Annotated in this window: 23 protein-coding genes; 16 read left to right on the top strand and 7 right to left on the bottom strand. The window is 61.5% G+C overall.

What is annotated here, in order from left to right:
* The first annotated feature begins 56 nt into the window (after nt 1-56).
* The 10 genes from ruvC to ACO59D_RS04400 all read left to right on the top strand — a co-directional run bounded on the left by ruvC (nt 57) and on the right by ACO59D_RS04400 (nt 10,525).
* Nucleotides 57-710 (top strand): crossover junction endodeoxyribonuclease RuvC, encoded by a 654-nt coding sequence (gene ruvC / locus ACO59D_RS04445; protein WP_130812317.1) that lies wholly within the window; start codon nt 57-59, stop codon nt 708-710.
* Nucleotides 707-1,339, top strand: coding sequence for a Holliday junction branch migration protein RuvA (ruvA, locus tag ACO59D_RS04440; protein ID WP_130812316.1), 633 nt, complete (start codon nt 707-709; stop codon nt 1,337-1,339). The genes ruvC and ruvA overlap by 4 nt, the downstream gene beginning before the upstream one ends.
* A complete protein-coding gene (gene ruvB / locus ACO59D_RS04435; RefSeq protein ID WP_485125935.1) occupies nt 1,336-2,403 on the top strand; it encodes a Holliday junction branch migration DNA helicase RuvB in 1,068 nt (355 codons plus the stop codon). The genes ruvA and ruvB overlap by 4 nt, the downstream gene beginning before the upstream one ends.
* A 115-nt stretch (nt 2,404-2,518) precedes the next feature.
* The gene (locus tag ACO59D_RS04430) at nt 2,519-2,932 is read left to right on the top strand and encodes a hypothetical protein (RefSeq protein WP_130812314.1); all 414 of its coding nucleotides are present in this window, start codon (nt 2,519-2,521) and stop codon (nt 2,930-2,932) included.
* Nucleotides 2,933-3,059: 127 nt separating this feature from the next.
* Nucleotides 3,060-4,859 (top strand): phosphotransferase, encoded by a 1,800-nt coding sequence (locus ACO59D_RS04425; RefSeq protein ID WP_485125934.1) that lies wholly within the window; start codon nt 3,060-3,062, stop codon nt 4,857-4,859.
* A 149-nt stretch (nt 4,860-5,008) separates the two neighbouring features.
* Nucleotides 5,009-6,040 (top strand): extracellular solute-binding protein, encoded by a 1,032-nt coding sequence (locus ACO59D_RS04420; RefSeq protein WP_485125933.1) that lies wholly within the window; start codon nt 5,009-5,011, stop codon nt 6,038-6,040.
* A 5-nt stretch (nt 6,041-6,045) separates the two neighbouring features.
* Nucleotides 6,046-6,843, top strand: a complete 798-nt coding sequence (locus ACO59D_RS04415; protein ID WP_485125932.1) for an ABC transporter ATP-binding protein — start codon at nt 6,046-6,048, stop codon at nt 6,841-6,843.
* A gap of 9 nt (nt 6,844-6,852) precedes the next feature.
* Complete coding sequence (locus tag ACO59D_RS04410; protein WP_485125931.1) at nt 6,853-8,451, top strand: ABC transporter permease subunit; 1,599 nt, start codon at nt 6,853-6,855, stop codon at nt 8,449-8,451.
* Nucleotides 8,452-8,482: 31 nt separating this feature from the next.
* Complete coding sequence (locus ACO59D_RS04405) at nt 8,483-9,370, top strand: sugar phosphate nucleotidyltransferase (protein ID WP_485125930.1); 888 nt, start codon at nt 8,483-8,485, stop codon at nt 9,368-9,370.
* A 9-nt stretch (nt 9,371-9,379) separates the two neighbouring features.
* A complete protein-coding gene (locus tag ACO59D_RS04400; RefSeq protein WP_485125929.1) occupies nt 9,380-10,525 on the top strand; it encodes a glycosyltransferase family 4 protein in 1,146 nt (381 codons plus the stop codon).
* Here the strand turns inward: ACO59D_RS04400 and ACO59D_RS04395 are convergent.
* Nucleotides 10,522-11,316: a LicD family protein gene (locus tag ACO59D_RS04395; RefSeq protein WP_485125928.1), complete on the bottom strand. Its 795-nt coding sequence runs from the start codon at nt 11,314-11,316 to the stop codon at nt 10,522-10,524. The two genes, ACO59D_RS04400 and ACO59D_RS04395, sit on opposite strands and share 4 nt — an antisense overlap.
* Nucleotides 11,317-11,564: 248 nt before the next feature.
* Between ACO59D_RS04395 and ACO59D_RS04390 the strand changes: the two genes are divergently transcribed.
* The 4 genes from ACO59D_RS04390 to ACO59D_RS04375 are packed head-to-tail and all read left to right on the top strand — an operon-like array spanning nt 11,565 to nt 15,681.
* Nucleotides 11,565-12,434 carry a glycosyltransferase family 2 protein gene (locus ACO59D_RS04390; protein WP_130812307.1) on the top strand — a complete coding sequence of 290 codons (870 nt, stop codon included), beginning with the start codon at nt 11,565-11,567 and terminating at the stop codon, nt 12,432-12,434.
* A 24-nt stretch (nt 12,435-12,458) separates the two neighbouring features.
* Nucleotides 12,459-13,475: a glycosyltransferase family 2 protein gene (locus ACO59D_RS04385; protein ID WP_485125927.1), complete on the top strand. Its 1,017-nt coding sequence runs from the start codon at nt 12,459-12,461 to the stop codon at nt 13,473-13,475.
* Nucleotides 13,476-13,528: 53 nt separating this feature from the next.
* The gene (locus ACO59D_RS04380; protein WP_485125926.1) at nt 13,529-14,812 is read left to right on the top strand and encodes a lipopolysaccharide biosynthesis protein; all 1,284 of its coding nucleotides are present in this window, start codon (nt 13,529-13,531) and stop codon (nt 14,810-14,812) included.
* Nucleotides 14,812-15,681: a LicD family protein gene (locus ACO59D_RS04375; protein WP_485125925.1), complete on the top strand. Its 870-nt coding sequence runs from the start codon at nt 14,812-14,814 to the stop codon at nt 15,679-15,681. The genes ACO59D_RS04380 and ACO59D_RS04375 overlap by 1 nt, the downstream gene beginning before the upstream one ends.
* Before the next feature lie 21 nt (nt 15,682-15,702).
* Here ACO59D_RS04375 and ACO59D_RS04370 read toward each other — a convergent pair whose 3' ends face one another.
* The 4 genes from ACO59D_RS04370 to ACO59D_RS04355 all read right to left on the bottom strand — a co-directional run bounded on the left by ACO59D_RS04370 (nt 15,703) and on the right by ACO59D_RS04355 (nt 17,986).
* Complete coding sequence (locus ACO59D_RS04370) at nt 15,703-16,059, bottom strand: DUF2304 family protein (protein WP_485125924.1); 357 nt, start codon at nt 16,057-16,059, stop codon at nt 15,703-15,705.
* Nucleotides 16,060-16,067: 8 nt separating this feature from the next.
* Nucleotides 16,068-16,748, bottom strand: a complete 681-nt coding sequence (locus ACO59D_RS04365; RefSeq protein WP_485125923.1) for a glycosyltransferase family 2 protein — start codon at nt 16,746-16,748, stop codon at nt 16,068-16,070.
* Between the two features lie 165 nt (nt 16,749-16,913).
* On the bottom strand, nt 16,914-17,117 hold the full coding sequence (locus ACO59D_RS04360) for a cold-shock protein (protein WP_130812301.1): 204 nt from the start codon (nt 17,115-17,117) through the stop codon (nt 16,914-16,916).
* A 182-nt stretch (nt 17,118-17,299) separates the two neighbouring features.
* Nucleotides 17,300-17,986, bottom strand: a complete 687-nt coding sequence (locus ACO59D_RS04355) for an HAD family hydrolase (RefSeq protein ID WP_485125922.1) — start codon at nt 17,984-17,986, stop codon at nt 17,300-17,302.
* A 95-nt stretch (nt 17,987-18,081) separates the two neighbouring features.
* On the opposite strand from ACO59D_RS04355, the gene ACO59D_RS04350 reads away from it, so the two are divergent.
* Entirely contained in the window at nt 18,082-20,307 is a 2,226-nt protein-coding gene (locus ACO59D_RS04350; RefSeq protein ID WP_485125921.1) for an N-acetylmuramoyl-L-alanine amidase, read from the top strand.
* A gap of 86 nt (nt 20,308-20,393) precedes the next feature.
* Here ACO59D_RS04350 and ACO59D_RS04345 read toward each other — a convergent pair whose 3' ends face one another.
* Together ACO59D_RS04345 and ACO59D_RS04340 are read right to left on the bottom strand one after the other, a co-directional pair.
* A complete protein-coding gene (locus ACO59D_RS04345; RefSeq protein WP_485125920.1) occupies nt 20,394-22,733 on the bottom strand; it encodes a tetratricopeptide repeat protein in 2,340 nt (779 codons plus the stop codon).
* A 118-nt stretch (nt 22,734-22,851) separates the two neighbouring features.
* Nucleotides 22,852-24,117 carry a DUF1015 domain-containing protein gene (locus ACO59D_RS04340; RefSeq protein WP_485125919.1) on the bottom strand — a complete coding sequence of 422 codons (1,266 nt, stop codon included), beginning with the start codon at nt 24,115-24,117 and terminating at the stop codon, nt 22,852-22,854.
* 150 nt (nt 24,118-24,267) lie between these two features.
* Between ACO59D_RS04340 and ACO59D_RS04335 the strand changes: the two genes are divergently transcribed.
* Entirely contained in the window at nt 24,268-24,963 is a 696-nt protein-coding gene (locus ACO59D_RS04335) for an HAD family hydrolase (RefSeq protein ID WP_485125918.1), read from the top strand.
* The last annotated feature ends 48 nt before the right edge of the window (nt 24,964-25,011 follow it).

Here is a 25,011-nt window from a genome sequence, read left to right as displayed (position 1 = left end):
TGCTAGAATAGAACGAACGTTCTAACAACCGCCATGCGCAGGAGGAGGTACCTCGCGTGATCATCCTGGGAATCGATCCTGGCCTTGCCAACACGGGCTGGGGTGTGGTCGAGACGCGCGGCCCCGTGTGCAGGACACGCGCCTACGGCTGCATCTCAACCTCCTCATCGGAGTCCATCGACCGTCGCCTGGGCAAGATCCACGAGGGCATCTCCCAAGCAATCCAGGCCTATGCCCCAAGCCAGCTTGCCATCGAGAAGATCTTCTTTGGCGAGAACTCGCGCTCCGCGCTTGCAACGGCGCATGCCCGCGGCGCTGCGCTGGTGGCTGCGGCAGAGGCCGGTTTGGAACTTGGCGAGTACACTCCCATGCAGATCAAGCAGGCGGTCGTAGGCACTGGCTCTGCCGACAAGCGGCAGGTCATCTTCATGGTGAGAAATGTCCTGGCCCTTGACCACGACCCCCGTCCAGACCACTGCGCGGATGCCCTTGCTGCAGCCATCTGCCACGCCAACCTCGCGCGTACGCAGCGGCTTACGCGCGAGGGCGCTACGGTGCAGGTCTTTGAGCAGGAGAAGGCCCAGGAGGCACTTGACGCCGTCAGGGCCCGCAGCGTCACGGCAGCAGCCACGGCGGCCCGCCTTGCGGGAGCCCGCGGCGAGGGGTCGCCAATCGGACATGTGAGACAGAGTAGGAGGAACACCCAATGATTGTGCAGCTCACGGGCACCCTTGTCGAGGTGCTTCCCACCCATGTGGTTATCGATGTGGGCGGCGTTGGCTATGAGCTTGGCACCTCTGCAACAACCGCGGCATCGCTGCCGACGGTGGGAGAGGCCGGCGTCACCGTGCTCACGCGCATGCTCGTCAAGGAGAACTCGGTCGAGCTCTACGGCTTTGCCACGCGCGAGGAGCGCGCGGTGTTTGACAGGCTCGTGGCCGTCTCCGGCGTGGGGCCAAAGCTCGCCTTGGCAGTCCTCTCCACGTTTTCTCCGGCAACGCTTGCGACCATCGTCACCCTGCAAGACGAGGAGCGCATGGCGCAGGTCCCGGGGGTCGGTCGCAAGAAGGCGCAGCGCCTCCTCGTCGAGCTGCAGGACGTCTTTGCCAAGGACGCCACGCTTCGCGGCCTGGTGGGCATGAGCGAGCCCTCGCCGCGGCAGCCCAGGGTCCCGGATACGGCCGCATCTGCCTCAGAGGAGGCGACCGCGGCGCTTCTCTCCATGGGCTTCTCAGCACAGGAGGCACAGCTCGCGCTGGATGGGCATGAGGATGCGGGTGCCGTGACGGTCGAGAGGGCCATTCAGTTTGCGCTCAAGAGGCTTGGAGGCAGCCTGTGACGTGGGAGGCACAAGAGGAAGATCTCTTTGGTGGCGTTGCTGGCAAAGGCAACACCCATGGTGGCCCACGTCCGGTGACGGGCGAACTCACGGTCGACGACCTTGATGTCGATCGGAGCCTTCGCCCCACAACGCTCGACGAGTACTGCGGACAGGAGCGGGTCCGCGACAATCTCCGTGTGCTTATCGCCGCTGCCAAGAATCGTCATGAGACACTCGACCACGTGCTCTTCTCGGGCCCTCCGGGGCTTGGCAAGACTACGCTCGCAAATGTCGTCGCCAACGAGATGGGAGCCCGCCTGCGCACCACCTCGGGGCCGGCTATTGCGCGTACGGGAGACCTTGCCGCCATTCTCACCAACTTAGAGGAGGGTGATGTCCTCTTCGTGGATGAGATTCACCGCCTCAACCACCAGGTCGAGGAGGTACTCTATCCAGCCATGGAGGACTTCTTCCTCGATATCGTGATAGGCAAGGGTCCAGCGGCCCGCTCGATACGCCTTGATGTGCCCCACTTCACGCTCGTCGGCGCAACCACGCGCACGGGTCTTCTCACCGGTCCCCTACGTGACCGCTTTGGCATCTCGTATCGGCTGGACTACTACACCGTCGACGAGCTCGAGCGCATCGTGCGGCGCTCGGCCGCCATCCTTGGGGTGGATATTGATCATCAGGGCGCCGCCGAGATTGCCTCGCGCTCGCGTGGCACGCCTCGCCTTGCCAACCGCCTGCTCAAGCGCGTGCGCGACTATGCCCAGGTAAGGGCTGGTGGCGTCATCACGTGGGAGGTCGCTGCCGAGGCGCTCTCGTTCTTCGAGATCGACGAGATGGGCCTCGATTGGATGGACAAGAAGATTCTCACCGCGCTCACGAGCACGTTTAGGGGTCGCCCTGTCGGACTTACGACCATCGCCTCAGCGGTGGGCGAAGACCCATCTACCCTCGAGGACGTCTACGAGCCCTATCTTCTGCAGCGGGGCCTCATCGTGCGCACCCCGCAGGGTCGCCAGGCAACCCCTGCTGCGTTTGAGCACCTCGGTGCGCCCCTGCCCCCTCAGCGCTAGTGTGGGGCAGTGGTGCAGTTCCCACGGTGTCGACGCAGTTTCTCTTTCGAGCCGTGTCCCTGTGTGCGGCGCGGGTATCATGTTCGCGACAGCGAGCGCAGGGAGGAGCACCACCATGCTTGAGAGGGACTACATCACAGAGATCATCTTGCAGTTTGTCAAGGCAGTCACCAGAGCGCTCAGGCTTGCCGTTGAAAAGGGTGACGCGGCGTCCTGCCAGGCAGTGGAGCAGCAGGTGGCCGATCTCATCGATCTCGACGTGCAGACCACCATGGCCCTCTCGCCAGACTCTCTCGTCACGATGCTTCTTCTTTCAGGTATGGGTGACTCACTGGCGGTGTACGTCTGCTATGCGCTCGATCGCCTTTCCCGCGTGTACGGGGCCAATGGCAACAATGACCTTGCTGGTCTTCGACACCTGCAGGCTCAAGCCGTTGCAGAGAGCTTTGACTGCGACCTCGCAACGCCTCCGGCGGAGCTTTCCGACCTCGACGTAGAGCTTTTTGGGACTGCGGAGAAGGACGAATAGCCATCATTCTGAAGGCTGTTTGCCGTTGAGATGTTCGACTTCTCTCAGCGGCATGACATTGATTGAACATTCACCTTACCTTTGGCATACTGAAGCTTAATAAAAGCTTGGGTATGTCGGAGGTCCCATGGCGCTCTCAAGAAGTATGTTCAAGGTCTTTGTCGCTCTCGCGCAGTCTGACGCCCGCATGACGCAGCGTCAGTTGAGCGCCGCCTCGGGGCTCTCCCTGGGAACCGTAAACTCGATTCTGCGTGCTGCCGAGGAGGCGGGGCTTGTCGAGGGCGGCCTCCTCACCATCGATGGTCTCAAGGCACTGGGGCCCTACGAGGTGGGCAACGCCATCATCATGGCCGCGGGCCTCTCCTCTCGTTTTGCTCCCATCTCCTACGAGAGGCCTAAAGGGCTCCTGCGCGTTCGCGGCGAGGTTCTCATAGAGCGCCAGATCCGTCAACTTCAGGAGGCAGGTGTCACTGATATCACCGTTGTGGTTGGCTATAAGAAGGAGTATTTCTTCTACCTTGCAAGCAAGTTTGGCGTGCGCATCAAGGTTAACCCGCAGTACGCCACGAGGAACAACAACTACACCCTCTGGCTCGTGCGCGACCGACTCGACAACACCTACGTGTGCTCGTCGGATGACTACTTTGAAAAGAATCCCTTTGAGCACTACGTCTATGAGGCCTACTATGCCACGCAATACGTGAGTGGCGCGACTGACGAGTGGTGCGTAACGACAGGCCCGGCAGGGCGCATCACTGATGTGACCGTGGGCGGCTCTGACGCTTGGGCAATGCTTGGACATGCATACTTCGACAGGGCGTTCTCCACAGGGTTTGTCCCCCTGCTGGATGACGCCGTGCGCAGGCCCGAGATGGTCGATGCGCTTTGGGAGGAAGTCTTTCGCGCCCATACGGATGAGCTGCGGATGGTTGCGCACCGCTATCCTGGCTCCGGCATCCACGAGTTCGACACCCTCGACCAGGTGAGCAGCTTCGACCCTGCGTTCATCCAGAACGTGGACTCAGGGATCTTCGACAACATCGTCTCGGTGCTGGGTTGCGAGAAGTCTCAGATCCATGGCTTCTATCCGCTCAAGCAGGGCCTCACCAACCTTTCGTGCCACTTCTCGGTGGGTGAGGGCCCCAAGGAGCGGGAGTACGTGTACCGCCACCCTGGCCTGGGGACCGAGAAGATGGTCGACCGTGCTGCCGAGGAGGCAGGGCTCCGTCTTGCGCGCGACCTCGGACTGGACAGCACCTTCATCCACGAGGACCAGCGCCAGGGATGGAAGATCTCTCGCTTTGTTCCCAATGCGCGTGCGCTTGACCCCCATGATCCAGCGCAGCTCAGGCGTGCCATGCAGATGTGCCGCAGGCTCCACGAGAGCGGTGCCACGCTCAACAGAAGCTTCGACTTCGTGGGAGAGGGGCTGGAGTACGAGCGACTTCTTGCAGAGCGCGGGCCCATCGAGATTCCAGGCTACAGTGACCTCAAGGACAAGGTGCTTCGCCTCCGGGACCTCGCCGAGAAGGACGGCTTCCCTCGATGCGTCTCACACAACGACTTCTTCTACCTCAACTTCCTCATCGACGAACGGGGCGAGTACAGCCTCATCGACTGGGAGTACGCTGGCATGTCAGATGAAGCGAGCGACTTTGGCACGTTTGCGGTGTGCTGCGAGCTCTCCGATGCCGAAGCGGAGGAGGCGCTGCGTGGCTACTTTGGCCGCACGCCTACGGCGCGAGAGCGACGTCACTTCTGGAGCTACGTGGTCTTTGCGGGCTGGTGCTGGTACGTGTGGTCTCTCGAGAAGGAAGCCGAGGGCGACAACGTGGGCGAATGGCTTCTCGTCTACTACCACTATGCGCAGGACAACGTAGACCGCGTGCTTGGCTGGTATGAGAGCGAGGGGTGCGAGGCATCGTAGGCGGCTGCGCTCCCGGGTGGCTCAACGCTCACTGCCTGTCCAGTTTTTGCATATGACGTTCATAGTTACTATCTATGCGTGTATTATGAACATAATAGTTTACCTACTCGCAGTTGGTGTGTTCATGACAATCGCATGGTGGTGACAGCATGGCGCGACTCTTGCACGACGACAACGCCTTGCCAGGCGTCTCTCGGAGAGGCTTCTTTGCTCTGGCTGGTGGCGCTGCTGCCTGTCTGGGGCTTGGTGCCGTCGCGGGGGCGGGAGGAACGACTGACAACTCGGTGGTCATCTACTCCTGTGGCGAGGGAATCCGCAACGAGACCCAGATGGCTGCCCTTCGAAAGGCATTTCCCAACTACGATATCCGCATGCACTACATTACGACGGGCAACTGTGCTGCACGCCTTCGCATGGAGGGCTCCTCCTCAGAGGCAGACATCGTGATGGACCTTGAGGGCGGCTACATTAATCAGGTGTCCGATAGCCTCGAGGTCCTGTCCGACTTCGACGAGTCGATCTTCTGCGAGGACCTTCGTGACCCGGAGGACCGCTACTTCCCCTTCTCGCGCGAGAGCGCCTGCATCGCAGCGAATGACGATGTCCTTGCAGAGCGCGGGATTCCTGCTCCCGCCTCTTACCAGGACCTTCTCGACCCCGCGTATGCAGGCGTTGTCTCGATGCCCAATCCCAAGACCTCGGGCACGGGCTACAACTTCTTGAAGAGCCTCGTGAATGCCTGGGGAGAGGACGCGGCCTTCGACTACTTCGATGCGCTTGCCGAGAATGTTTACCAGTTCACGTCCTCGGGGTCCGGTCCCGTGAATGCCCTGGTGCAGGGGGAGGCGGGCGTGGGCCTAGGTATGACCTACCATGCGGTCTCCGAGATAAACGAGGGTGCGCCCCTCTCGGTCCACTTCTTTGCGGAGGGCTCTCCCTGGGACGTGTACGGTTCGGGAATCGTCCAGGGCAGGGGTAGCCGTCAGGCAGTCCATGATGTCTTCGGATGGCTCTGCACCGAGGGCGTGCGCCTTGACAACGAGACCTACGTTCCCGACCAGGTCCTGGTGGGCGTGACACCAGAGATTCCCAACTATCCCAAAGACATCACCTATGCCGATATGACCGGTATCACCGACGTCGACGATAAGATGCGCCTGCTCGAGAGATGGAGCCACTGATAGCCATGGCATACCAGACCACAAGCCAGGGAGGGCACACTTCGCCAAAGCTCTCCGCACAGGGCATCGCAAAGTCGTTCGGCGGCCGAGAGGTGCTCCATGGGGTGAGCTTTGACGTGCGTGCGGGCGAGTTCCTCTCGATCCTTGGCCCCTCGGGCTGCGGCAAGTCAACCATCCTGCGCATTCTCATTGGTCTCGAGCATCCCGATGCTGGTCGCGTGCTTCTTGACGGTGAAGACATCACGAATGCTGCGCCAAGCAAGCGTCACATGGGAATCGTCTTTCAGGACTATGCGCTCTTCGAGAACATGACCGCTTTGGGCAACGTCGAGTACGCCCTTCGCTTCGACCCCGCGCGGCGGGCACAAAGCACCAAGATCGCGCTCGATGCGCTGGGAAGCCTGGGCATGGCGGAATACGCCGGCAAGCCAGTGGCAGGCCTTTCCGGCGGACAGATGCAGCGCGTGTCCATCGCGCGCACGCTTGCCTTAAACCCCGAGGTCATCCTCCTCGACGAGCCCACGAGCGGCCTCGATGCCGATGCGCGTCTGGCGCTGCGCGCGCAGCTCAAGGTCATCCAGCGCGACTATGGCACCACGATGGTCTTCATCACGCATGACCAGGAGGAGGCATTTGCGCTTGCCGACCGCGTCATGGTGATGGGGGAGGGGTCAATCCACCAGCTTGATGAGCCTCTGAGCATCATTGAGGACCCTGCCGACCAGTACGTCCGCGACTTCGTGGTGGCAAACCTTAAGGCAAAGTACGACTCGCTCGCGAGGTTCGCCTCGCCGCTGGAGTAGGAGGTCGCCGTGGCTTGCCAGACGCGCTCGCGTGGCACGCGAACTCTCGAGGTCGCGCTTCTGCTCTTCTTCCTCCTTGCGGTGGTGCTGCCGCTGGTGAGGATGTTCTCGCGTCTCGCCGACCCGGAAGTTCGGGAGGTCTTCGCGACCCCGGCCTTTGCGACCGCCTGCATGAACTCTCTTGTGGTCGCAGGCGTCACCACGGTTATCTCGGTGCTGGTCGCGCTGCTCATGTCGTGGGTGCTCTGCAGGACGGCCATCCGTGGGAAGGGCGTCTTTGCGGTACTTCTCACGGTGCCCATGCTCGTTCCGTCGCTGGCCCATGGCATGAGCCTCGTGTATCTCTTGGGGTCGAACGGCATACTCACGAACCTCCTGCAGGGCTCGTGGTCCATCTACGGATATCCAGGCATCGTGATGGGCTCGTTTCTCTACTCGTTCCCGCCTGCCTTCCTCATGCTCTATGACGTGATGCGCTACGAGGATGCCACGCCCTACCAGGCCGCAGATGTCCTAGGCATCCCCGGGGGCAGCCAGTTTGCCCACATTACGATGCCGTTCTTGAGAAAGCCGCTCGTCTCTGCCGTGTTTGCGACCTTCGCCCTCGTAATCACAGACTATGGTGTGCCCCTTATGGTGGGCGGGAAGGTCATGACGTTGCCTGTGCTCATGTACCAGAACGCTGTGGGGCTTCTCGACCTTGACACCGGTGCGGCCATAGGCTTCGTGCTGCTCATCCCTGCCGTCATCGACTTTCTCGTCGATGTGCTCGCAAGGGATCGCGCCAGCGCGCGCTATGTCTCACGCGGGTTTGACATCAAGCCAAGCGTGGCAAGAGATGCCCTTGGCTATGCTGCCGCTGCCTTCGTGACGCTTGTCCTGCTTGCTCCCATCGCGACCTTCTGCATGGTCGCGTTCGTGACGAAGTATCCGCTTGACCTTGCTCCCACCCTTGCCAACGTGGGGCGCGCGTTTACCATGGGCGCAGGCTCGTACTGGGTGAACTCCCTCTATATTGCCCTTATGGTGTCCATCTTGGGGACGGTTCTTGCCTACCTCGTGGCCTACATCACGGCGCGCGTTGGGGGCATGTCCGCGCGCCTCTTGCATCTGGCGTCGGTAACCACGCTTGCGGTTCCCGGCATTGTTCTGGGCCTCTCCTTTGCCCTGGCGTTTAGTGGCTCTTTTATCTACGGGACTTTCGCCATTCTCATTCTGGTGAACCTGGTGCACTTCATTGCCTCGCCCTACCTCATGGCCTATCACTCTCTCTCCAAGGTAAACAAGAACCTGGAAGCGGTTGGCCAGACCATGGGCGTGGGGCGCATGCGCATCGTCCTGGACGTCCTTGTCCCAGCGACAGCGGATACCATTGCCGAGATGTTCTCGTTCTTCTTTGTCAACTGCATGGTGACCATCTCGGCCGTCTCGTTTCTTGCGACAACGCTTGATATGCCGCTCGCCCTTCTGGTGACCGACCTCGACGCACAGCGCCTCGTGGAATGCTCTGCGTTCGTCTCGGTCCTCATTCTCGTCACGAATGTCATTGAGAAGCTCGTAGTGACCTCCCTAAGGCGTCATCGGCATGCTAAGCTAACGACCGCCTAACGCTCTCCTCACATACGGAGGTAGTTTAACCATGACGCACAGGGAGTTCCTCGTCCTCTCCACCATTGCGACCGCTCCGGCACCGCTTACCCAGCGTGCGATTGCGGCGCAGACCGGGATATCGGTGGGAAGCGTGAACGAGGCAGTCTCTGCCCTCGCGAACCTTGGTCTGGTAGCGGATAGGCATGTAACCGACGAGGGCCTTGAGGCCTTGGAGCTCTTTCGGGTAAAGAGGGCAGTGCTCATTGCTGCGGGGTTTGGCTCCCGCATGGTCCCCATTACGCTCAACACGCCTAAGCCACTGGTACGCGTGGGTGGAAGGCGCATCATCGATACGATTCTCGATGCCGTTTATGCCGCTGGCATCACCGAGGTCTACGTTGTCCGAGGCTATCTGGGCGAGCAGTTCGACCAGCTCCTCTACAAGTATCCCACCATCAAGTTCATCGACAACCCCCTCTACAACGAGGCGAACAACATCTCGAGCATGGTTGCGGCAAAGGACCTGCTCCAGAGTGCGTACGTGTTCGAGTCCGACCTTCTCCTGAGAAACCCTAACCTCATCACTCGCTACCAGGATCGCTCGAACTACCTGGGCATTCCCATGGAGCGCTCGGACGACTGGTGCTTCAACGTCAAAAACGGGGTCATCAGGCACATGGGCATTGGCGGTGAGGGCGGCGTCTGGCAGATGGTCGGCGTCTCGTACTGGACGCCCGAGGACGGGGCAAAGCTTGCCGAGGACATCCCTGCGACGTTTGAGATGCCCGGTGGCAAGGAGCGCTTCTGGGACGAGGCGCCGCTTGCCTACTTTGCAGACAGGTACAAGGTCTACGCTCGCGAGTGCTCCCTCTCGGATGTCACCGAGATTGACTCATTTCGCGAGCTTGAGGCGATAGACCCAGCCTACGACTGCTAGGCCGGGTGCATGTCGCATACCTACGCCATCTTCTCGGCCCAATACCTCCCACACGTGGGAGGTGTGGAGACGTTTACCGCAAACCTCGCCCACCAGCTCGTCTTGGGTGGGAATGGGGTCTGCGTGGCAACGTCCGCACGCGATGATGCGCCCGAGGTCGAGACCCAGGCGGATGGCGTGCGTGTGGTACGGCTCCCCAGCATCCAATTCATGGGAGGAAGGCTTCCGCTCTTGCGCCACGGGTCTCGTGAGCGTGCGCTCCTCTCTGCCATTTCCAGCTTGGGCGTGGACCGCATCCTTGTGAACACGCGTTTCTATGGCATGTCCGTCACAGGCCTTCGCTTCGCGCGCGACCTCAACGTGCCTGCGGTCCTCCTCGACCACGGTTCCGCATGGCTCACCTTTGGCCGTGGCGTGGTACTTGATGCTGCCGTCCATGCTTGGGAGCGCCATATGACCGCCCGTGACGTGAGTCTGGGGGCTACGTTTGCCGGCATCAGCGAGAAGAGCGCTTCATGGCTCTCGACCTTTGGCGTTGAGACGTCGCTGGTCATTCCCAACGCTATCGATGCGGCGGCGTTCCGTGGCAAGTCTTCGGGAAGGGATTTCCGGGCGGAGCTCGCAATCCCCGAGGGAGGGACGCTCGTTGCCTTCGTGGGCAGGCTTGCGCCCGAGAAGGGTCCCGAACGACTCATGGAGGCCGTGTGCCAGCTGGGCGATGGCTACGTTGCGGTCCTGGCAGGCGAGGGGACGCTTCGAGGCCAGCTCGAGCGCGACCTTCCGTCTGGCGCTCGTCTTGTGGGAAGCCTGGGACACGCAGACCTCTCGGCCCTTCTCGCGCAGTCGGACGTCTTCTGCCTCCCCACGCGCTCCGAGGGGTTCTGCACCTCACTTCTCGAGGCAGGCGCCTGGGGTGTGCCCTGTGTGGTGCCGGATGTTGGTGGTGCACGTGAGACCTTGTGCCATACGGGCCATACGTTCGGTGTCATCACGCGCGATCGCGAACCCGCGACCATGGCAGAGGGCATTCGCGCCATCCGCGCCACGTGGACGCAGGAGAGCTCCCGTGCCCTTCGCGCGCACGTCGAGCACGACCTCTCATGGCCGGCAACGGTCAAGGCCCTAGAGGCCGCCTTCGAGCAGGCGGAGCGCTAGAGCCACCGGGCATCCACGTAGTGGGGCTTGCGCTCCCCCTCGGGAGGTGGGGTCATGTAGTCGCCGTACCAGCGCGAGAGGCAGTAGTCGTAGCTGGCCGGCCCCTCGAACCTCTCGTCCTCAAAGTCGTAGGTTGAAGTCTCGAGCATGGATTGAGGCATACGTTCGCTGGGCCCAAAGCTCCAGACGACCTGCCCCAGATCAGACGACCCCTCTTGGTGGGCCTTGCGTGCAATGTCATCCATCTGCCTGGCGATGGTGTAGATATCCTCCTTGGGCATGACTGCCTTCAGGACGCGCTTGCCCAAACGGCTTGCGGCAGAGGCCCCCTCGTTCACGTTCGCCACGAGATAGTCGTACTTGCGCCGCAGCTTGAGGCACCTCTCGAAGGGTTCGTCGGACGGACCGAGGCTGTCGAGGGGGAAGAGGTCGACCCACACGCCCGTACGGCAGTGGCTCTCGTCCAGATAGTGCTCAATGACCTCAGTCCGGGTGTCCACCACCTTGATGAAGGGATAGATGGATGAGCGGTCGCGATACCAGGTCACACGCAGGTACGGCTTTGTGGTGCGCCTTGCAAAGACCTCCGGGAAGCGCTCGTAGTCTTCTCGCGGCATGAGCAGGTCCACATCGTCGTCCCAGGGGATAAATCCGTGGTGACGCACTGCACCTAGGAGCGTGCCTGCATACAGGAGGCACTTCAGCCCCTCGGCATGGCACACGGCGTAAATCTCGCGTGTGATGTCCAGCTCTATCGACTTCATATCCTGCAAGCCAATCGTCTTGCCCATCCGTTGCCTCCATATGTAAGTTCCACATAAGATTTCTGACATGAACCTGTAATTCGTGCACTCGAGAGATTGTACCGACTCTTTATGACCCCTGGTGCGTCAGTCCGTTCTTTTTGGGGTCTTTTCCCTTGGGACCGGCACCACGGCGGTCTGCTTCACCTGGCGTGCGAGAATTACTGGGATGGAATAACGTCCGCACGCGGCGCTGGCCCTGCAGGGCCCCGCATGACCACAACCGGAGCCACCCCATGGCAACTGTCTGCGTCTTCACGCCGACCTACAACCGTGCCTACATACTGCCCAAGCTCTACGAGAGCCTTGTGGCCCAGACCTGCCGCGACTTCTCCTGGCTTGTGGTGGACGACGGCTCGACGGATGATACGGCACAGTTGGTGCGCGAGTGGCAATCGGAGGGCAGGGTGCCAATCACCTATGTCTACCAGGAGAATGGCGGCAAGCAGCGTGCCACCAACGTTGGCATGCAACGTTGCCAAGACGAGCTGTTCTTCGTGGTGGACTCAGACGACCACCTTGTTCCCACTGCCATCGAGCAGATCGTCCGCGTGTGGGACAAGGCGAGAAAAGACTCAACCCTTGCAGGCGTTGTGGCCTTGCGTGGGACAGACGGGAACACCCCGCTCGGAACGCATATGCCGGCTGGTGTGGACCGTACCAAGATGTGGGACCTTCTCCACAAGTATCGCTTCAAGGGAGACACGTCACTCATTCATCGCACGGAGGTCGTGCGTCAGCATCCGTACGAGGTGGCCCCTGGGGAGAAGTTCGTTGCCGAGTCTATGGCCTTCTTCGCCATAGACGATGACTACGACATGCTCACATACGACCACGTGCTTACCATCTGCCATTACCTCCCTGATGGCTATACAAAGAACTTTGTCGCAAACACCAAGAAAAACCCCATCGGTTACATGCGCCACAAGCGCGACAGTGCGAGACGGGCTACGAACCCCTATGACGCCTGCCGCGAGACCACGCTTTATCTTGTCGGATGCATGCTCGCCCGTCATAGGGGAGGCGTTCTGGAGGCACCCAACGTGCCCTTGGCCGTGCTGTGCTACCTGCCAGCAAAGCTTGCGACCGTGACCGTCTTCCGCTAGGCACAAGAGAATCGGTGTGAGGCAATGAGGATTTCGATAGTCATTCCCGTCTACAACTCCCACGAGTATCTCCGCGAATGCGTGGGAAGCATCACGAGGCAGACGTTTCGCGACATCGAGGTTCTGCTCGTCGATGACGGTTCCACAGATGACTCCGGGGCCCTCTGCGACGAGCTTGCCGCGCACGACCCTCGTGTCATTGCCATCCACAAAAAGAATGGCGGCACATCGTCCGCGAGAAATGAGGGAGTCGCACGCGCCACGGGCGACTACCTCACCTTCTGCGACAATGACGACTTCCTGCGCGATGATGGGTGCCTCGCACGCGTGGCGGCATGCCTCAGCGACCGCCCCGTAGACGTCCTCATGCATGACAACTGCATGTACGATGACCCTACCGGCACCATCGTGCCTCCGCGTGAGACCCATCTCGCAGGCGAGGTCGCGAGTCTCGGCAAGGGCGAAGCCATGCTCTCGATCATCTCTCATGGCGTCGTATCGAGGGCCGTGTGGAACAAGGTCGTGCGCACCTCGCTGGTGCGTGATGCCGGGATCGCTTTTCCCGAAGGCATGCGCAACGAGGACACCGACTGGTCTGCAAGTGTCTTCGAGCATGCGCAGAGCGTGGGCTGGCTCGATGACCCGTACTACTGCTACCGTAAGGGCCACGGCTATGCCCAGACTTCCAAACCCGTGACAAGGGCGATGACCGACGACCTCGCGCGCATTGTGGGCAAACACATTGCCACCATTGACGAGCTTGGACTTGCGGGCGTGGAGGCGCGAGCGATAAGGGCATACCTTGCCTACCCCTTCATCGTCTGGATGGGCCAGACGTCATCGATTGGCGGGTGCCGGCGAGACGACAAGGTCTCTCTCGAGATGTGTGCCCATGCACCCTCGCTTCTTGCCGCCCACGAGGATCCATCTGTGACCAGGGCTGCGCTTGCCTATCGCATCCTGGGGTTCTGGGGAACGGCCCGGCTTCTCGGCATTGCCTTCCGGCTGAGTCAGAAGGTAGCGCGCGGGCACCAATCATAACGTGCCCACGCGTTCCTAAGCCATGCGAATCGAATCCCCGATTGGAGAAGTACGTGCCACAAGGTCTCTCGCTTAAGAAGAACATCGCTTGGAACTCCGCCGGATCCATTGTCAGGCTGGGGTGCAACTACCTCATCACCATCGCCGTTGTGCGCCTCTCGCACGGCTTTGATGCGGCGGGCGCCCTCTCGCTCGCCATGTCCGTCTCGAACCTCGTGTCACCGTTCGCGGACTTTCGCCTGCGTACGGTACAGGTGACGGACGTCCATGGCGAGCACAGCTCCGGCGAGTACGTTGGGCTGCGCCTCCTCACGAGCGCCCTTGCCTTTGTGGCGGGCATTGTCTATGCGCTTCTCACGTGCTCGTTCGATGCCGTGCCAGCGATTGTCGCCTACCTTGTCGCATCGCTCGCGGCTAACTTCATCGAAGGCCTGCATGCCATAGACCAGCGGCACCTTCGCATGGACTACATAGGGCGCTCCTATATGATGCAGGGCGCCTCCAACCTTGTGCTCTTCTCAGCAGTGCTGTGGCTTACCGACTCCCTCGAGCTTGCCTGCGTCTCCATGGCCGCCGCCACGCTCGCCATCTGCTTTGCCTATGACATGCCCCGGGCCTCGGGCTTTGAGTCTGTGAAGCCCGTTGTCGATCTGCGCTCTGCCACCCGCACGCTGGCGACGCTCCTCCCGCTTGTCATCGCCCAGGTGTGCTCGAGTGCGGTCCTCACCGTGCCCAAGCAGTACCTTGCGGCGAGCGTGAGCACGGCGGCACTGGGCATCTACTCGTCGGTGGCATCCCCCGCAGCCATCGTCCAGATGGGCGCCTCCTACATCTACAGCCCACTCATGGGCGAGTTTGCCCAGCGCTTCAAGGATGACAAGGCATCTGCCATGAAGCTCTTCAAGCGAACAATCCAAGGCATCGTTGGCATCACGATCGTCTTCTCGGTGCTTATCCTCATCTTTGGTGAGTGGGTCTTGGGCCTGCTCTACGGCAAGGAGATCGTCGAGTACAGCTACCTTTTGGGTCCGGCCGTGCTCTGCACCTTTGTGACTGCCTTTGCCTGGTTCATGAATGACCTGCTCCTCTCGCTTCGAGACTACAAGGCAAGCTTCCTTGGCAACGTTGTCGCCACGGTCGTCTCGCTGCTGGCCACCATCCCCGTTGTGGACCTCTCTGGCATGAATGGCGTGAGCTGGGTGGGCGTTGGCTCCTACCTCATGGCGGTCCTCTCGCTTGCGCTCTTCTTCGTGCGGGACTGCAAGAGGCTCGACCATGGTGAAGAGGTCGGTGCGCCCTCTGAGCAAGACGACGCCGCAAGGGACGAGGAGGACTGATGGACAAGGAAGACGAGACTGCACGAGCGTACCCCGATGGCGCCCTTGGGCGTCTTCAGGAGGCAGAGCGAGACATCCTGCATGTTGTGGATGAGCTCTGCCGCGAGAATGGCCTTGACTACTTCATCGACTCCGGCACCTGCCTGGGGGCAGTGCGTCACGGAGGCTTTATTCCTTGGGACGATGACGCCGACATTGGCATGCCGCTCGAAGACTACCTGCGCTTTCTTGAACTGGCACCCAAGGCATTGCCCAAGGGCTACTCCCTTGCCACGTGCGAGAACACCCCGGGCCTCACGTCGCTGTGGGCCAAGGTCTTTCTCGACGGCACGCGCTTTATTGACGAGGTCTCATATGAGGCGGGTTGTAATCAGGCCATCTTTCTAGATGTGTTTCCGTACTTCCGCGACGAGTCGGATTCTGCGCGCTCGCGCGCCCGAAAGGCGACATGCCTCAGGCTCCAGCGCATGAGCTACCTCCACGGCATCGCCCACCCAAAGATCCCCTCGGACACTCCGATGCGCAATCTCAAGGTCACGGCTTGCGCGCTTCTCCACCACACCATTGCGCATGCATGGAAGCCCCAGGGGCTTTCGGATCAGCTTCTCAAGGCCGCTCGGCCTATGGCTCCATCGGAGCGCTGGTTTAACGCCACCTATCCCCTTGATGGCGTGCATGACACATCGGTGCTCTTTCCCACGAGAGACATCGCCTTTGACGGAATGACCCTCAGGGCGCCGCACGACTGCGATGCCTATTTGAGCACGCTTTATGGCAACTATCTCGAGCTTCCACCCCAGGAGAAACGCTACACGCACCTTCCGTGCGTGCTTGACTTTGGGGATGGCGCTAACGTGATGGGGGAGTAGGGCGAGGCATCCAGCGCAAAGCTACGCCTTGCTCGTGTGGCTGTCCTCGCATTCCTTCCTGTGGAGCGCGAGCTCCTGCGAGAGCTGCTCGACCTTGTCGGTGAGACGCGAGACATCGCAGGCAAGGTTGAAGAGCTTGAGCAGCATAAGTGCAATGACCACGAGAAACACGAAGTTGCTGGGCGAGAGGAAGCCCAGGAGGTCCGAGAAGAAATACGCAATGCGGGGGAAGATTGCCAGAATCAGCAGGAGCACGACGGCGCATACCCAGTAGACGCAGTCGGCAATGCGGATCTTGGACCTCTTCACCTTGCGTATGACAATGGTGAGCGCAAGAAGGGCTCCAACAATAAGAACGATGCGAAGCACAGGGGACATGGCGGGTCCTATCTAAACCACTGGAAGAGAAGGATGGAAAGGCACGTGCGTGCCATATAGGAGACAGATGACATGAAGTGGAGATAGCTCGTGCCGCCCTGGCGCTCGCGCATCTTGGTAGGGACCTCCACGACCTTGGCCCCCCTGCGGATGAGAAGCGCAACGGTATCTGGCTCGGGAGCCAGATCAAAGCCACGGGCAAGCCTCTCGATCATCGCACGGTTGTACATGCGCATCCCAGACGTTGGGTCGGTGATAGTCGTGCCTGTTGTCTGACGGATGAAAGAGGTGATGAGCCTGGCACCCGCACCACGGGCTCCCTCGGCGCCCCCTCCAGCAAGGTTGCGCGAGGCAATGACGATGTCGGCGCCCTCGTCCCTCATGGTCTTGGCCATAAGGGAAATGTACTCGGGCATGTGCTGGCCATCAGAGTCTATCTGCACGGCCGCGTCGTAGCCATGGCGCATGGCGTACTTCATGCCAGCTTTCACTGCAGACGTGAGCCCACAGTTCACGGGCAGATCGATGTGGCTCAAGGCGAGCTCGTCGCAGATGCGCGGCGTTGCATCGCTCGAGCCATCGTTGACGACGAGGTAGTCGACATCTGGGCAGGTCGTGATAAGCTCCTGCACGGTGTTCGCGAGGCATTCCTCTTCGTTGTAGGCGGGCACGATGGCGAGAACTCTCACGGGTCGTCTTTCCTCTCGTCCTGTCAGACTATGCGCGCTGTCCCATGGTATAGCAGCTCGACATCGCATCGGGCTAGCCGCAGCTCTGCTCATAAAAAACTCCCCCGCACAAGGCGGGGGAGCCAAGTCCCACAAGTCCCCACGGGGTATGTCGTGGACTATGGACTAGATCTTGTGGACGTTGGAAGCCTGGAGCTTGCCGTTCTGGCCGGTGGTGATATCGAACTCGACAGCCTGGCCCTCGTCCAGCGTTTTGAAGCCGTCCATCTGGATCTCGGAGTAGTGGACGAACAGGTCGTCACCATCCTCACGAGAGATGAAGCCATAGCCCTTGTCGGGGTTGAACCACTTAACAGTACCCTTTGCCATGTCGTGCCTTTCTTTCTTTGTCCCGCAGGACAAAAAGCTGCGCTCTCGCGCGATACCTTGTGGCCGCAGAAACCACAACTGCTATATTACCTCAATGGTTATGCCGAGGACCCATAAATCCCCAAGTGGTTCCCAAATGTCGCTTCCGGGCCCATATGGCCTCTCCCACAAAGATGTGGTGGCTATTTCCCGTCCCCAAGGGCATCGCGCCAGCTTGAAATGGCACAGTCGGCAGCCTTTGCGACTTCGCGCTCGTTTTGGAGGGGGTTGTCGCTGAGGACGGCGCAGGTGTGCATCCCTGCGCGCCTTGCGGAGCAGACGCCTTGGAGGAGGTCCTCAAAGACCATGCAGTCTTGTGGCTGTGCCGAGATGCGCTGGGCCGCCTCGAGGTAGATGTCGGGCCGGTCTTTGCCGCACCCAACCTCCCCGGCGCAGACCACGGCATCGAAGAGGCTGTAGGCGTCTACGTTTGCCCGCATAGCTGCGAGCACCTCGGGGTCATTCGTGGTGGCGAGGGCTATGGGCACGCCAGTGTTCCTGAGGGCTGCGAGGTATTCCTCGGCGCCCGGCCTCAGGTGCACTCGTGTTGCGTAGAGGGCGCGGCCCATGGAGGTCCACTCTTTGCAGATCTCCTCAACGCTGTCCTTCAAGCCATAGCGTTCGATGCACCAGCGTGCACCGCCCACAAAGCCAAGCGTGGTAAGTATGCGCCCCACGTCAGGTGTGTAGCGAACCCCTCGTGACGCAAGGAAGGCAATGTCGACCTGCCTCCAGAGATCGTGGGTCAGGGCGAGGGTGTCGTCAAAATCAAAGATGGCCGCCGAGAAGCTCGGTGGCCAAAGGGGGTTCGCGTCGCGCATTTGTCTCATGAACGTCTTTTCGCTGATTCTGCTGGAAGCTTTCAGGTATTGAAGCTGATTCTATGTCAAAATGCTGCTTACATGTAGCTCGTCGTTGGAGAATCATGGCTAAAATGAAGCAGCGGTTTATTCGCCTCCTCAGTGGTGTGTCGCTCGTCCTGGGCGTGGTGTTTGCCCTCGTCCTCGTTCCGTCCACCGCCCGGGCGGCTACGACCGCCTACACCACCGCAAGCCCAGATGGCTCGCTCTCTACGTACTCGAACATCTCCCAGGCGCTCTCGGTGGCAAAGCAAACGGGGAGGCCCATCGCCATCGACCCCGGCCACGGCGGGTGGGATCCCGGCGCCACAGCAAACGGCATGAAGGAATCCGACCTCACCTGGAAGATCGCCCAGGCCTGCAAGGACTACCTCGAGTCCAAAGGCGTCACGGTCTACCTCACGCGTGGCCAGTACGAGTATGTCTCCGTGTATGATCGCGTGGAACGTGCCGTCGAGAACAGCTGCTGTGCCATCGTCTCCATCCACATCAACGCAGGTGGCGGCAGGGGAGCCGAGGTAGAGTCCACCAACTCCTCGAGCTACAACCAGGACCTGTACTACGCGGGGCAGTCGCTCTCCGCTCTCGTTCTCTCGGGGCTCAAGTCAAGCGGGCTTTCCATCCATGGCGCGGGAACCATCACGAGGAACTGGGACACCTCGTTCTACGATGACGGCTCCGTCGCAGACTACTACGGCATCACCCGCTATGCGAGAAAGGCTGGCATCCTCGGCGTCATCATCGAGCACGGCTTCATCGACGGCACGTCCGATGCGGCAAAGCTCTCGAACGACGGCTATCTCACGAGCTTCGGCAGGGCCGATGGCGCGGCCATCTACGACCAGTTCTACGGCTCGGACACCTGGTGGAGCGTCTCGGGGATCAACGTCTCGACCGCGGAGGCCTACGTCGGCGAGACCGTGACCTACTCGCCCAAAGTCATGGGCGTTGGCGAGGACCTCACCTACAACTACGTGTGGGCAAAGCCCGACTGGTCCTCGTGGGGCTCGACCGTCAAGGATACGGGTTCGATGACCTCTTCTGCCTCGGGCACGTTCACGCCAACGGAGCCGGGCACGTATTGGCTGTTCATTGACGTGTGCTCCAACGGGACGTCAAAGATTACGCGCATGGTGACCGTCAACGTGAAGAGCGGATACAGCTACAGGGGTGTCAAGGTCACCACCGATACGCCTGTCGCAGGCGCTGCCGTAACTTTCTCGGCCGACGTCGCCGGTTCGACCTCCGGCCTCACGTACAACTACGTCTGGTCCTACGAGGGCTCCTGGGCCGAGGGCGAGTGGGGCTCCACCGTCCTCTCGACCGGCTCCGACACCGCCGAGGCCACGGGCTCCTTCACGCCCGCGAAGGCAGGCGCCTACACGCTCTACGTGGACGTCGTGAGCGCTGACGGCACGAGGGAGACCAGGTCCGCCACCGTCGAGGTGAAGGAAGGCCACGTCTACAACGGCGTCACCGTCTCCACCGCGTCGCCCACGGCCGGCAGCCCCGTGGAGTTCTCGGCCGACGTCGCCGGTTCGACCTCCGGCCTCACGTACAACTACGTCTGGTCCTACGAGGGCTCCTGGGCCGAGGGCGAGTGGGGCTCCACCGTCCTCTCGACCGGCTCCGACACCGCCGAGGCCACGGGCTCCTTCACGCCCGCGAAGGCAGGCGCCTACACGCTCTACGTGGACGTCGTGAGCGCTGACGGCACGAGGGAGACCAGGTCCGCCACCGTCGAGGTGGCGGAGGCCGCTCAGTCCACGCTGATTCTCGGCGATCCCCAGGTTGAGAAGTCGCAGCTCGTGAGCGACCTCAAGGCCGGGCTCAAGACGCGCAACGCCGAGTTCCCCTCCAGCGTGTACGCCGCATACGGCGCCTCGACGGTCGAGGAGTTCGTCGACCGGCTCTGGGATGCCGCGGTCGCCGAGGGCGTCCGTCCGGAGGTCGTCTATGCGCAGGCCATGGTCGAGACCGGCTACCTCAAGTTTGGCGGAGATGTCAAGATCGAGCAGTGCAACTTCTGCGGACTTGGCGCCACGGGCAGCGGCAATTCCGGTGCGGACTTCAGCTCGTACGGCTCCGATGCCGTCTACATCGGGTTCCTCGCCCAGGCGCAGCACCTCCGTGTCTATGCGGGAGAGGAGCCGCTCTCCTCGACGATATACGACCCACGCTATGGCAAGTGGCTCCTTGGCAGGTCGGAGACGGTCGAAGGCCTGAGCGGCACATGGGCGGCCGATCCGGCATATGCCACCAAGATAAAGTCGATCCTCAACAACCTGTAGGCAAGGGACTTGGCGCAACACTAGAGACCGGCTTCGCACACGAGATGCGAAGCCGGCCCTTTTCTTGCGCATCGACTGACCAGTGACTAGCGATCCGGTTCGCCCTCGATTGAGCGAAGCATCCCGTAATACACGTCATCATGCGTCATGAGCCCAAGGATTATCATGAACTCTCTCGCCACAGGGAAGATTTCGGCGTCGAGGGCCGCTTGCATGGCCTCGAACAGGCTGTCGATAACCTGCTCAGTGGGAGCGATCGCAATGTCTCGTGCCGCAAGCGCGGCGCGGACCTGCTCCTCGGTCAGAGGTTCGCCCGCAGTGGTTGCGCCTTGAATCTGCAAGACGATGGTTGAGAGCTGCGATGCCATCTGGGATGCCACACCAGGCATGAACGATATTGCGCGCTGGTAGCAGGCCCGCGCCGCGCGTGTGTCATGACGGTTCCACTCATAGCCTGCCATGCGGAAGTAACCAAGCCCAACGCCTTCGGGATCATGGGCAAGCTCCAAGAGAAGGCCAATCTCGACCATTGCATCGTCGGTGCGTCCCTCGGCATCAAGGCACTGGGCAAGCCGCAGCCTTGCGTGGGTGCTCAGCGGTGCCACCTCAACAGCGCGCCGTGCCCGCTGGGTTGCCATGGGCGCATTTCCCTTGGCTAGCGCTGCCACTGAGGCGATAAGCTGTGCCTCGAGATAGGCATCTGGGACGAGTCTCGTCTCGCGGGAGCCGTCCCAGAGGAGGCGGTTGTAGAGGACACGGTCGACGTAGCTTCCAAATGCGCGCCACTCAACGGTTGGCGTGTCTTCGTATGTGTGGCTCTGCTCAAGGGGCTCAAGCGCTCCGAGGACGCTGGAGAGAGCGCCAGTCGCATCCTTCTGTGCTAGGCGGTCCTTTGCCTCTTTGATGGCAACGGAAAGCTCGTCGCCGCTAATAAACTCATCCTGAATCCTCTGAGGGTCATCCTCGGGGAGCGTCCCGTCGATGAGCTTGCTCATGCAGCGCCGTGCTGCCTCCTGCACGGTGGGGTCATCGCTGCTGCCTGCAAGTTCCATGATTGCACGCACGTTTTCCTGGGTAGACGCAGTGATGCGGCGTCCAATCTGGGACGCAACCTCGACCCTCTTGCTCTCCTCGACAATGCCGAGCTGGCGTACGTGGGTCGCCCCCAGCGCCTTTGCAAAGGGGTCGGGGAGGATGCGCGAAGAGAGTTCGACGGTCTCGTAGCGGCGTACTGGACAGAATCGCTCGTCTTCCAGCGAGAAGTTCTGCCTCACGGGGGAGAGCCGGCCGTCTTTCTCGGCGAGCGCGGCATTGAAGTTGCGATATGTCTCCACAGGATCGAAGCCTCCCGTGAGGGGAATCTGCGAGAAGCCCTCGCGGTCGAAGCGCACGGAGAAATAGCAGTCATGTGACTGCGGGGTGTCGGTGGTGCCGGCAACCCACACCCTCTGTATCTGAGGGCTGCACCTAAACGCGCAGGCAGCAAGCAGTATCCCTACGCGCAGATTGTAGTCCGTGGCGGCACGGCGACGCATCTCGGATGTCGCTGGAACTACCCCCATGCCGTCAATCCACACGTGAGCGGGCATGACCGATGGGGGTGTGAGGTCCACCATAATAGCCACTTCGCCATCGGCGACATTCGCACGGAAATGAGCCTGGAGGCGATAAGGCACCTGGGAGTGCTCGATGCCCGTAGAAATGCCCTTGCGAACAGCCCACTCGCCGTCTGGTCGCTCTTCCCCGCGTGTGGGCAATCCGTCCGCGATGGTGGGAATCTGAGAGGTCACTGACGCTGCGACGCGCTGCCTGAATCTCACGAGCTCGCTCATGGGCACGTCGTCTGCATTATCGAAGAATGCCGAGGCAAGAAGCACGGCGTTGAGTGCCGCTTCGATGCGCAGCACTTTGAGCTTGGCCTCGTAGCCCAGCTCAGCATCGTTGACACGCAGATAGAAGAGGTGGGATGTGGGTGGGCGAACCACACCAACAGACGGCATGGCGACGTCAGCGACGAGAAGGCCTGCATCGTCCAGGGTGTCCGCGAGAAAAACCTCAAGGTTGGACGGTGGCAGCGTGCCATCGCTTGCAGAGGAGGGCACGATGATCGGTCCCGTTGCCTCATCTTTGTCATTACGCTGGCGAGACCGTATGTCTGCGACGATGAGCCCCAGGTCAGAGAGGGGGTCGTCCGAAACCACGAGCCTCTGGGAGAGTACGTCGATGTCGAGGGTCGACGTGACGCGCGCGCGGGCCGCATCGACGGCTGCGGCAAAGCGCGCGCCAAGCCGAGGCCCCATGGCGTCCCCGGGTGGGGACGCACCCGGGGACGCCATGGGCCCGGGCTGCCTCCCAAGGGCGTGCGACAGGGCTTGCGTGAAGTCGTGTGCCCAGTGCGGCCAACGCTCGTTGCCTGTTTCCTCCATGCAGCACCTCCCTGCCGACATGCCTTGGTTTGCATTCTGAATCCACCTTATACCCAAGGCGCAGAAATACCACCCACAAGACAAGTACAATTGAGCCAACACTGCTCGGGGTTGGTGCCTACTCCAAGGGCCTCTCTGCACCCGTGCGGATGGGCCTAATGAAGAGGCCGCTTCTCAGCTTGGGCTCAAACCAGGTTGACTTGGGGGGCATGATGCCCCCCTCGTCTGCCACGGCCATCATGTCACCCACTGGCGTCGCCCTGAGGGCAAACGCGAGGCCGTTCTCGCCTGCGAGCGGCTCGAGGACGCCTGCATCGACGTGCCCTCCCACAAAGCGGATGCGGGGATCGCGGCCAGGGTCGGTTATGCCCAGAATGGGGCCAAGCACCTGGTCTTGGAGGATCGAGACATCAAGCCTGTCCACGGCCGCCTGGGGGACGTCTCCCTCCCAGGCGAGCTCGCGCCAGGAGCCGCCAAGGTAGAGCCCAAAGCGGAGGGCCTCAGTCGGACGTATGGGCTTGTCTGTGGGCCCGCCAACCGCAAAGCCCCTGTCGGCAAGCTCTGCGAGAAGGGCATCGGGCGCAAGTCCGGCGGTGCCTGCCACCACGCGGTCGTAGGGGAGGGTCATGAGCTGGCTTTCGGGGAAGAGCACCGCCAGGAGGCGGTCGCAGGGCTCGGTGCCCGGCGCGCCCATCGTGTCGCCGTGTGACTCGCGGAGTGTCTTGCGCACGCGTGCTGCCGCTGCGGCTCGGTGGTGGCCGTCGGCGATGTAGGAGCGCGGGACAAGCTCGAGCATCGTGCGCAGGGCGTCAACGGCGGCGGGCCTGCTCACGCGCCACACGGTCTCGCGCCATCCTTCGGCATCGGTGAAGTCGTAGAGTGGAGTTGCCGTCGTGCCGGCGCTGACAATGGTCGAGAGCGTGGGGTCGTCGCGGTAGGCGAGAAGTACAGGGCCGGTCTGGCAACCGGTCGCGGCGATGTGATCCGCGCGGTCCTTCTCGTCCACTGGTCGCGTGAATTCGTGACGACGGATGACGCCCGACTCGTAGTCGTCAATCGAGAAGGCTGCGACGATGCCTGTTTGTTCATGGCCGTCTCCGCTCAGGCGGTACAGGTAGTAGCAGGGATCCCCGTCACGGACAAGGCTGCCGTCGCCCACGCGGTCGGCAAGGAGGCTCGCGGCCTTCTCGTAGACGTCAGGGGCATGCATGTCGTGCGAGGGATCGAACGCGGTCTCAGGGCGGTCGATTGCGAGGAAGGAGCGCGGCCTTCTCGCCACAGCCTCGCGGGCCTCCTCTTTGGTGAATACGTCATAGGGCAGTGACACGAAGTCCTGGGCCCTCTCGGGCCGTGGCCTGTAGCACACGAACGGCTCTGCGTGCATGTCGCTCCTTTGTTGCAGTCTTGATACGAATGGGGCGCGAAAGCCCCTACGAGCAGATTCTAGCGCGCAGGCACCCCGGCTTCGGGTACCGTAGACGATTAGAAACTCATATGTGACAGGCATGGCACTTGCAGGCAGGAGAGAACAACGATGGCATTTGGTAGGGCGCGGGCTTCGTTCCCGCGAGGGATGGACGTGAGCGGCCGCAGGCTTGTGGTCTTTGACTTTGACGGCACGCTCTCGGACACCATACAGGGCATCACCACCACGGCGCGCACGGTCCTGCGCAACCATGGCCTCTCTGACGCCGACATGGGTGACCTCAGGCGCATAGTGGGACCTCCCTTTCCCGAGGCCTTTAGCATGGTTTACGGGCTCTCCGAGACAGAAGCGGCGCAGGTCACCGAGGAGTACCGCGCCATCTACAGCACGCTTGGCCCCGAGGCGTTCCCGGCGATCCCTGGCACCATCGAACTCGCGGACTCCCTCCGCGCTGCCGGCAAGGTCCTTGCCGTTGCCTCGTCAAAGCGTGCAAGCCTGCTCGAGCGCGGTATGCGCGAGTCCGGTCTCGCACCCCACTTCGATGTCTTCCTGGGAAAGCTCGACGACGGCGATGACACCAAGCCAAAGACCATTGGTCGCGTTATGGAGCGTATCGGCCTGGGGCCAGAGGATGCAGTGATGGTGGGCGACAGGTTCTACGACGTTGACGCGGCAGCCGAGGTGGGCATGCCCTGCGCGGGGGTCCACTATGCGCGCACCTGTGATGTGGAGGAGCTCTGGGAGGCCGGCGCCGTGGCCGTTGCCGAGACCGTTGACGACCTCGCGCGCGTTCTCCTGGGCTAGACGATATGTAGAGTGATCGGGACCTCACTCTGTAAAGCAGTGGCCATC

The sequence above is a fragment of the Tractidigestivibacter sp. genome (assembly GCF_057241865.1).
This window is presented reverse-complemented; position numbering and strand designations above follow the sequence as displayed.

Bases quoted from the DNA above. Each gene is read 5' to 3' on its own strand.
- ruvA (WP_130812316.1), top strand. From the start codon at position 707: ATGATTGTGCAGCTCACGGGCACCCTTGTCGAGGTGCTTCCCACCCAT.
- ACO59D_RS04430 (WP_130812314.1), top strand. From the start codon at position 2,519: ATGCTTGAGAGGGACTACATCACAGAGATCATCTTGCAGTTTGTCAAG.
- ACO59D_RS04425 (WP_485125934.1), top strand. From the start codon at position 3,060: ATGGCGCTCTCAAGAAGTATGTTCAAGGTCTTTGTCGCTCTCGCGCAG.
- ACO59D_RS04420 (WP_485125933.1), top strand. From the start codon at position 5,009: ATGGCGCGACTCTTGCACGACGACAACGCCTTGCCAGGCGTCTCTCGG.
- ACO59D_RS04415 (WP_485125932.1), top strand. From the start codon at position 6,046: ATGGCATACCAGACCACAAGCCAGGGAGGGCACACTTCGCCAAAGCTC.
- ACO59D_RS04405 (WP_485125930.1), top strand. From the start codon at position 8,483: ATGACGCACAGGGAGTTCCTCGTCCTCTCCACCATTGCGACCGCTCCG.
- ACO59D_RS04400 (WP_485125929.1), top strand. From the start codon at position 9,380: ATGTCGCATACCTACGCCATCTTCTCGGCCCAATACCTCCCACACGTG.
- ACO59D_RS04395 (WP_485125928.1), bottom strand. From the start codon at position 11,316: ATGGGCAAGACGATTGGCTTGCAGGATATGAAGTCGATAGAGCTGGAC.
- ACO59D_RS04390 (WP_130812307.1), top strand. From the start codon at position 11,565: ATGGCAACTGTCTGCGTCTTCACGCCGACCTACAACCGTGCCTACATA.
- ACO59D_RS04385 (WP_485125927.1), top strand. From the start codon at position 12,459: ATGAGGATTTCGATAGTCATTCCCGTCTACAACTCCCACGAGTATCTC.
- ACO59D_RS04375 (WP_485125925.1), top strand. From the start codon at position 14,812: ATGGACAAGGAAGACGAGACTGCACGAGCGTACCCCGATGGCGCCCTT.
- ACO59D_RS04370 (WP_485125924.1), bottom strand. From the start codon at position 16,059: ATGTCCCCTGTGCTTCGCATCGTTCTTATTGTTGGAGCCCTTCTTGCG.
- ACO59D_RS04360 (WP_130812301.1), bottom strand. From the start codon at position 17,117: ATGGCAAAGGGTACTGTTAAGTGGTTCAACCCCGACAAGGGCTATGGC.
- ACO59D_RS04355 (WP_485125922.1), bottom strand. From the start codon at position 17,986: ATGAGACAAATGCGCGACGCGAACCCCCTTTGGCCACCGAGCTTCTCG.
- ACO59D_RS04350 (WP_485125921.1), top strand. From the start codon at position 18,082: ATGGCTAAAATGAAGCAGCGGTTTATTCGCCTCCTCAGTGGTGTGTCG.
- ACO59D_RS04345 (WP_485125920.1), bottom strand. From the start codon at position 22,733: ATGGAGGAAACAGGCAACGAGCGTTGGCCGCACTGGGCACACGACTTC.
- ACO59D_RS04340 (WP_485125919.1), bottom strand. From the start codon at position 24,117: ATGCACGCAGAGCCGTTCGTGTGCTACAGGCCACGGCCCGAGAGGGCC.
- ACO59D_RS04335 (WP_485125918.1), top strand. From the start codon at position 24,268: ATGGCATTTGGTAGGGCGCGGGCTTCGTTCCCGCGAGGGATGGACGTG.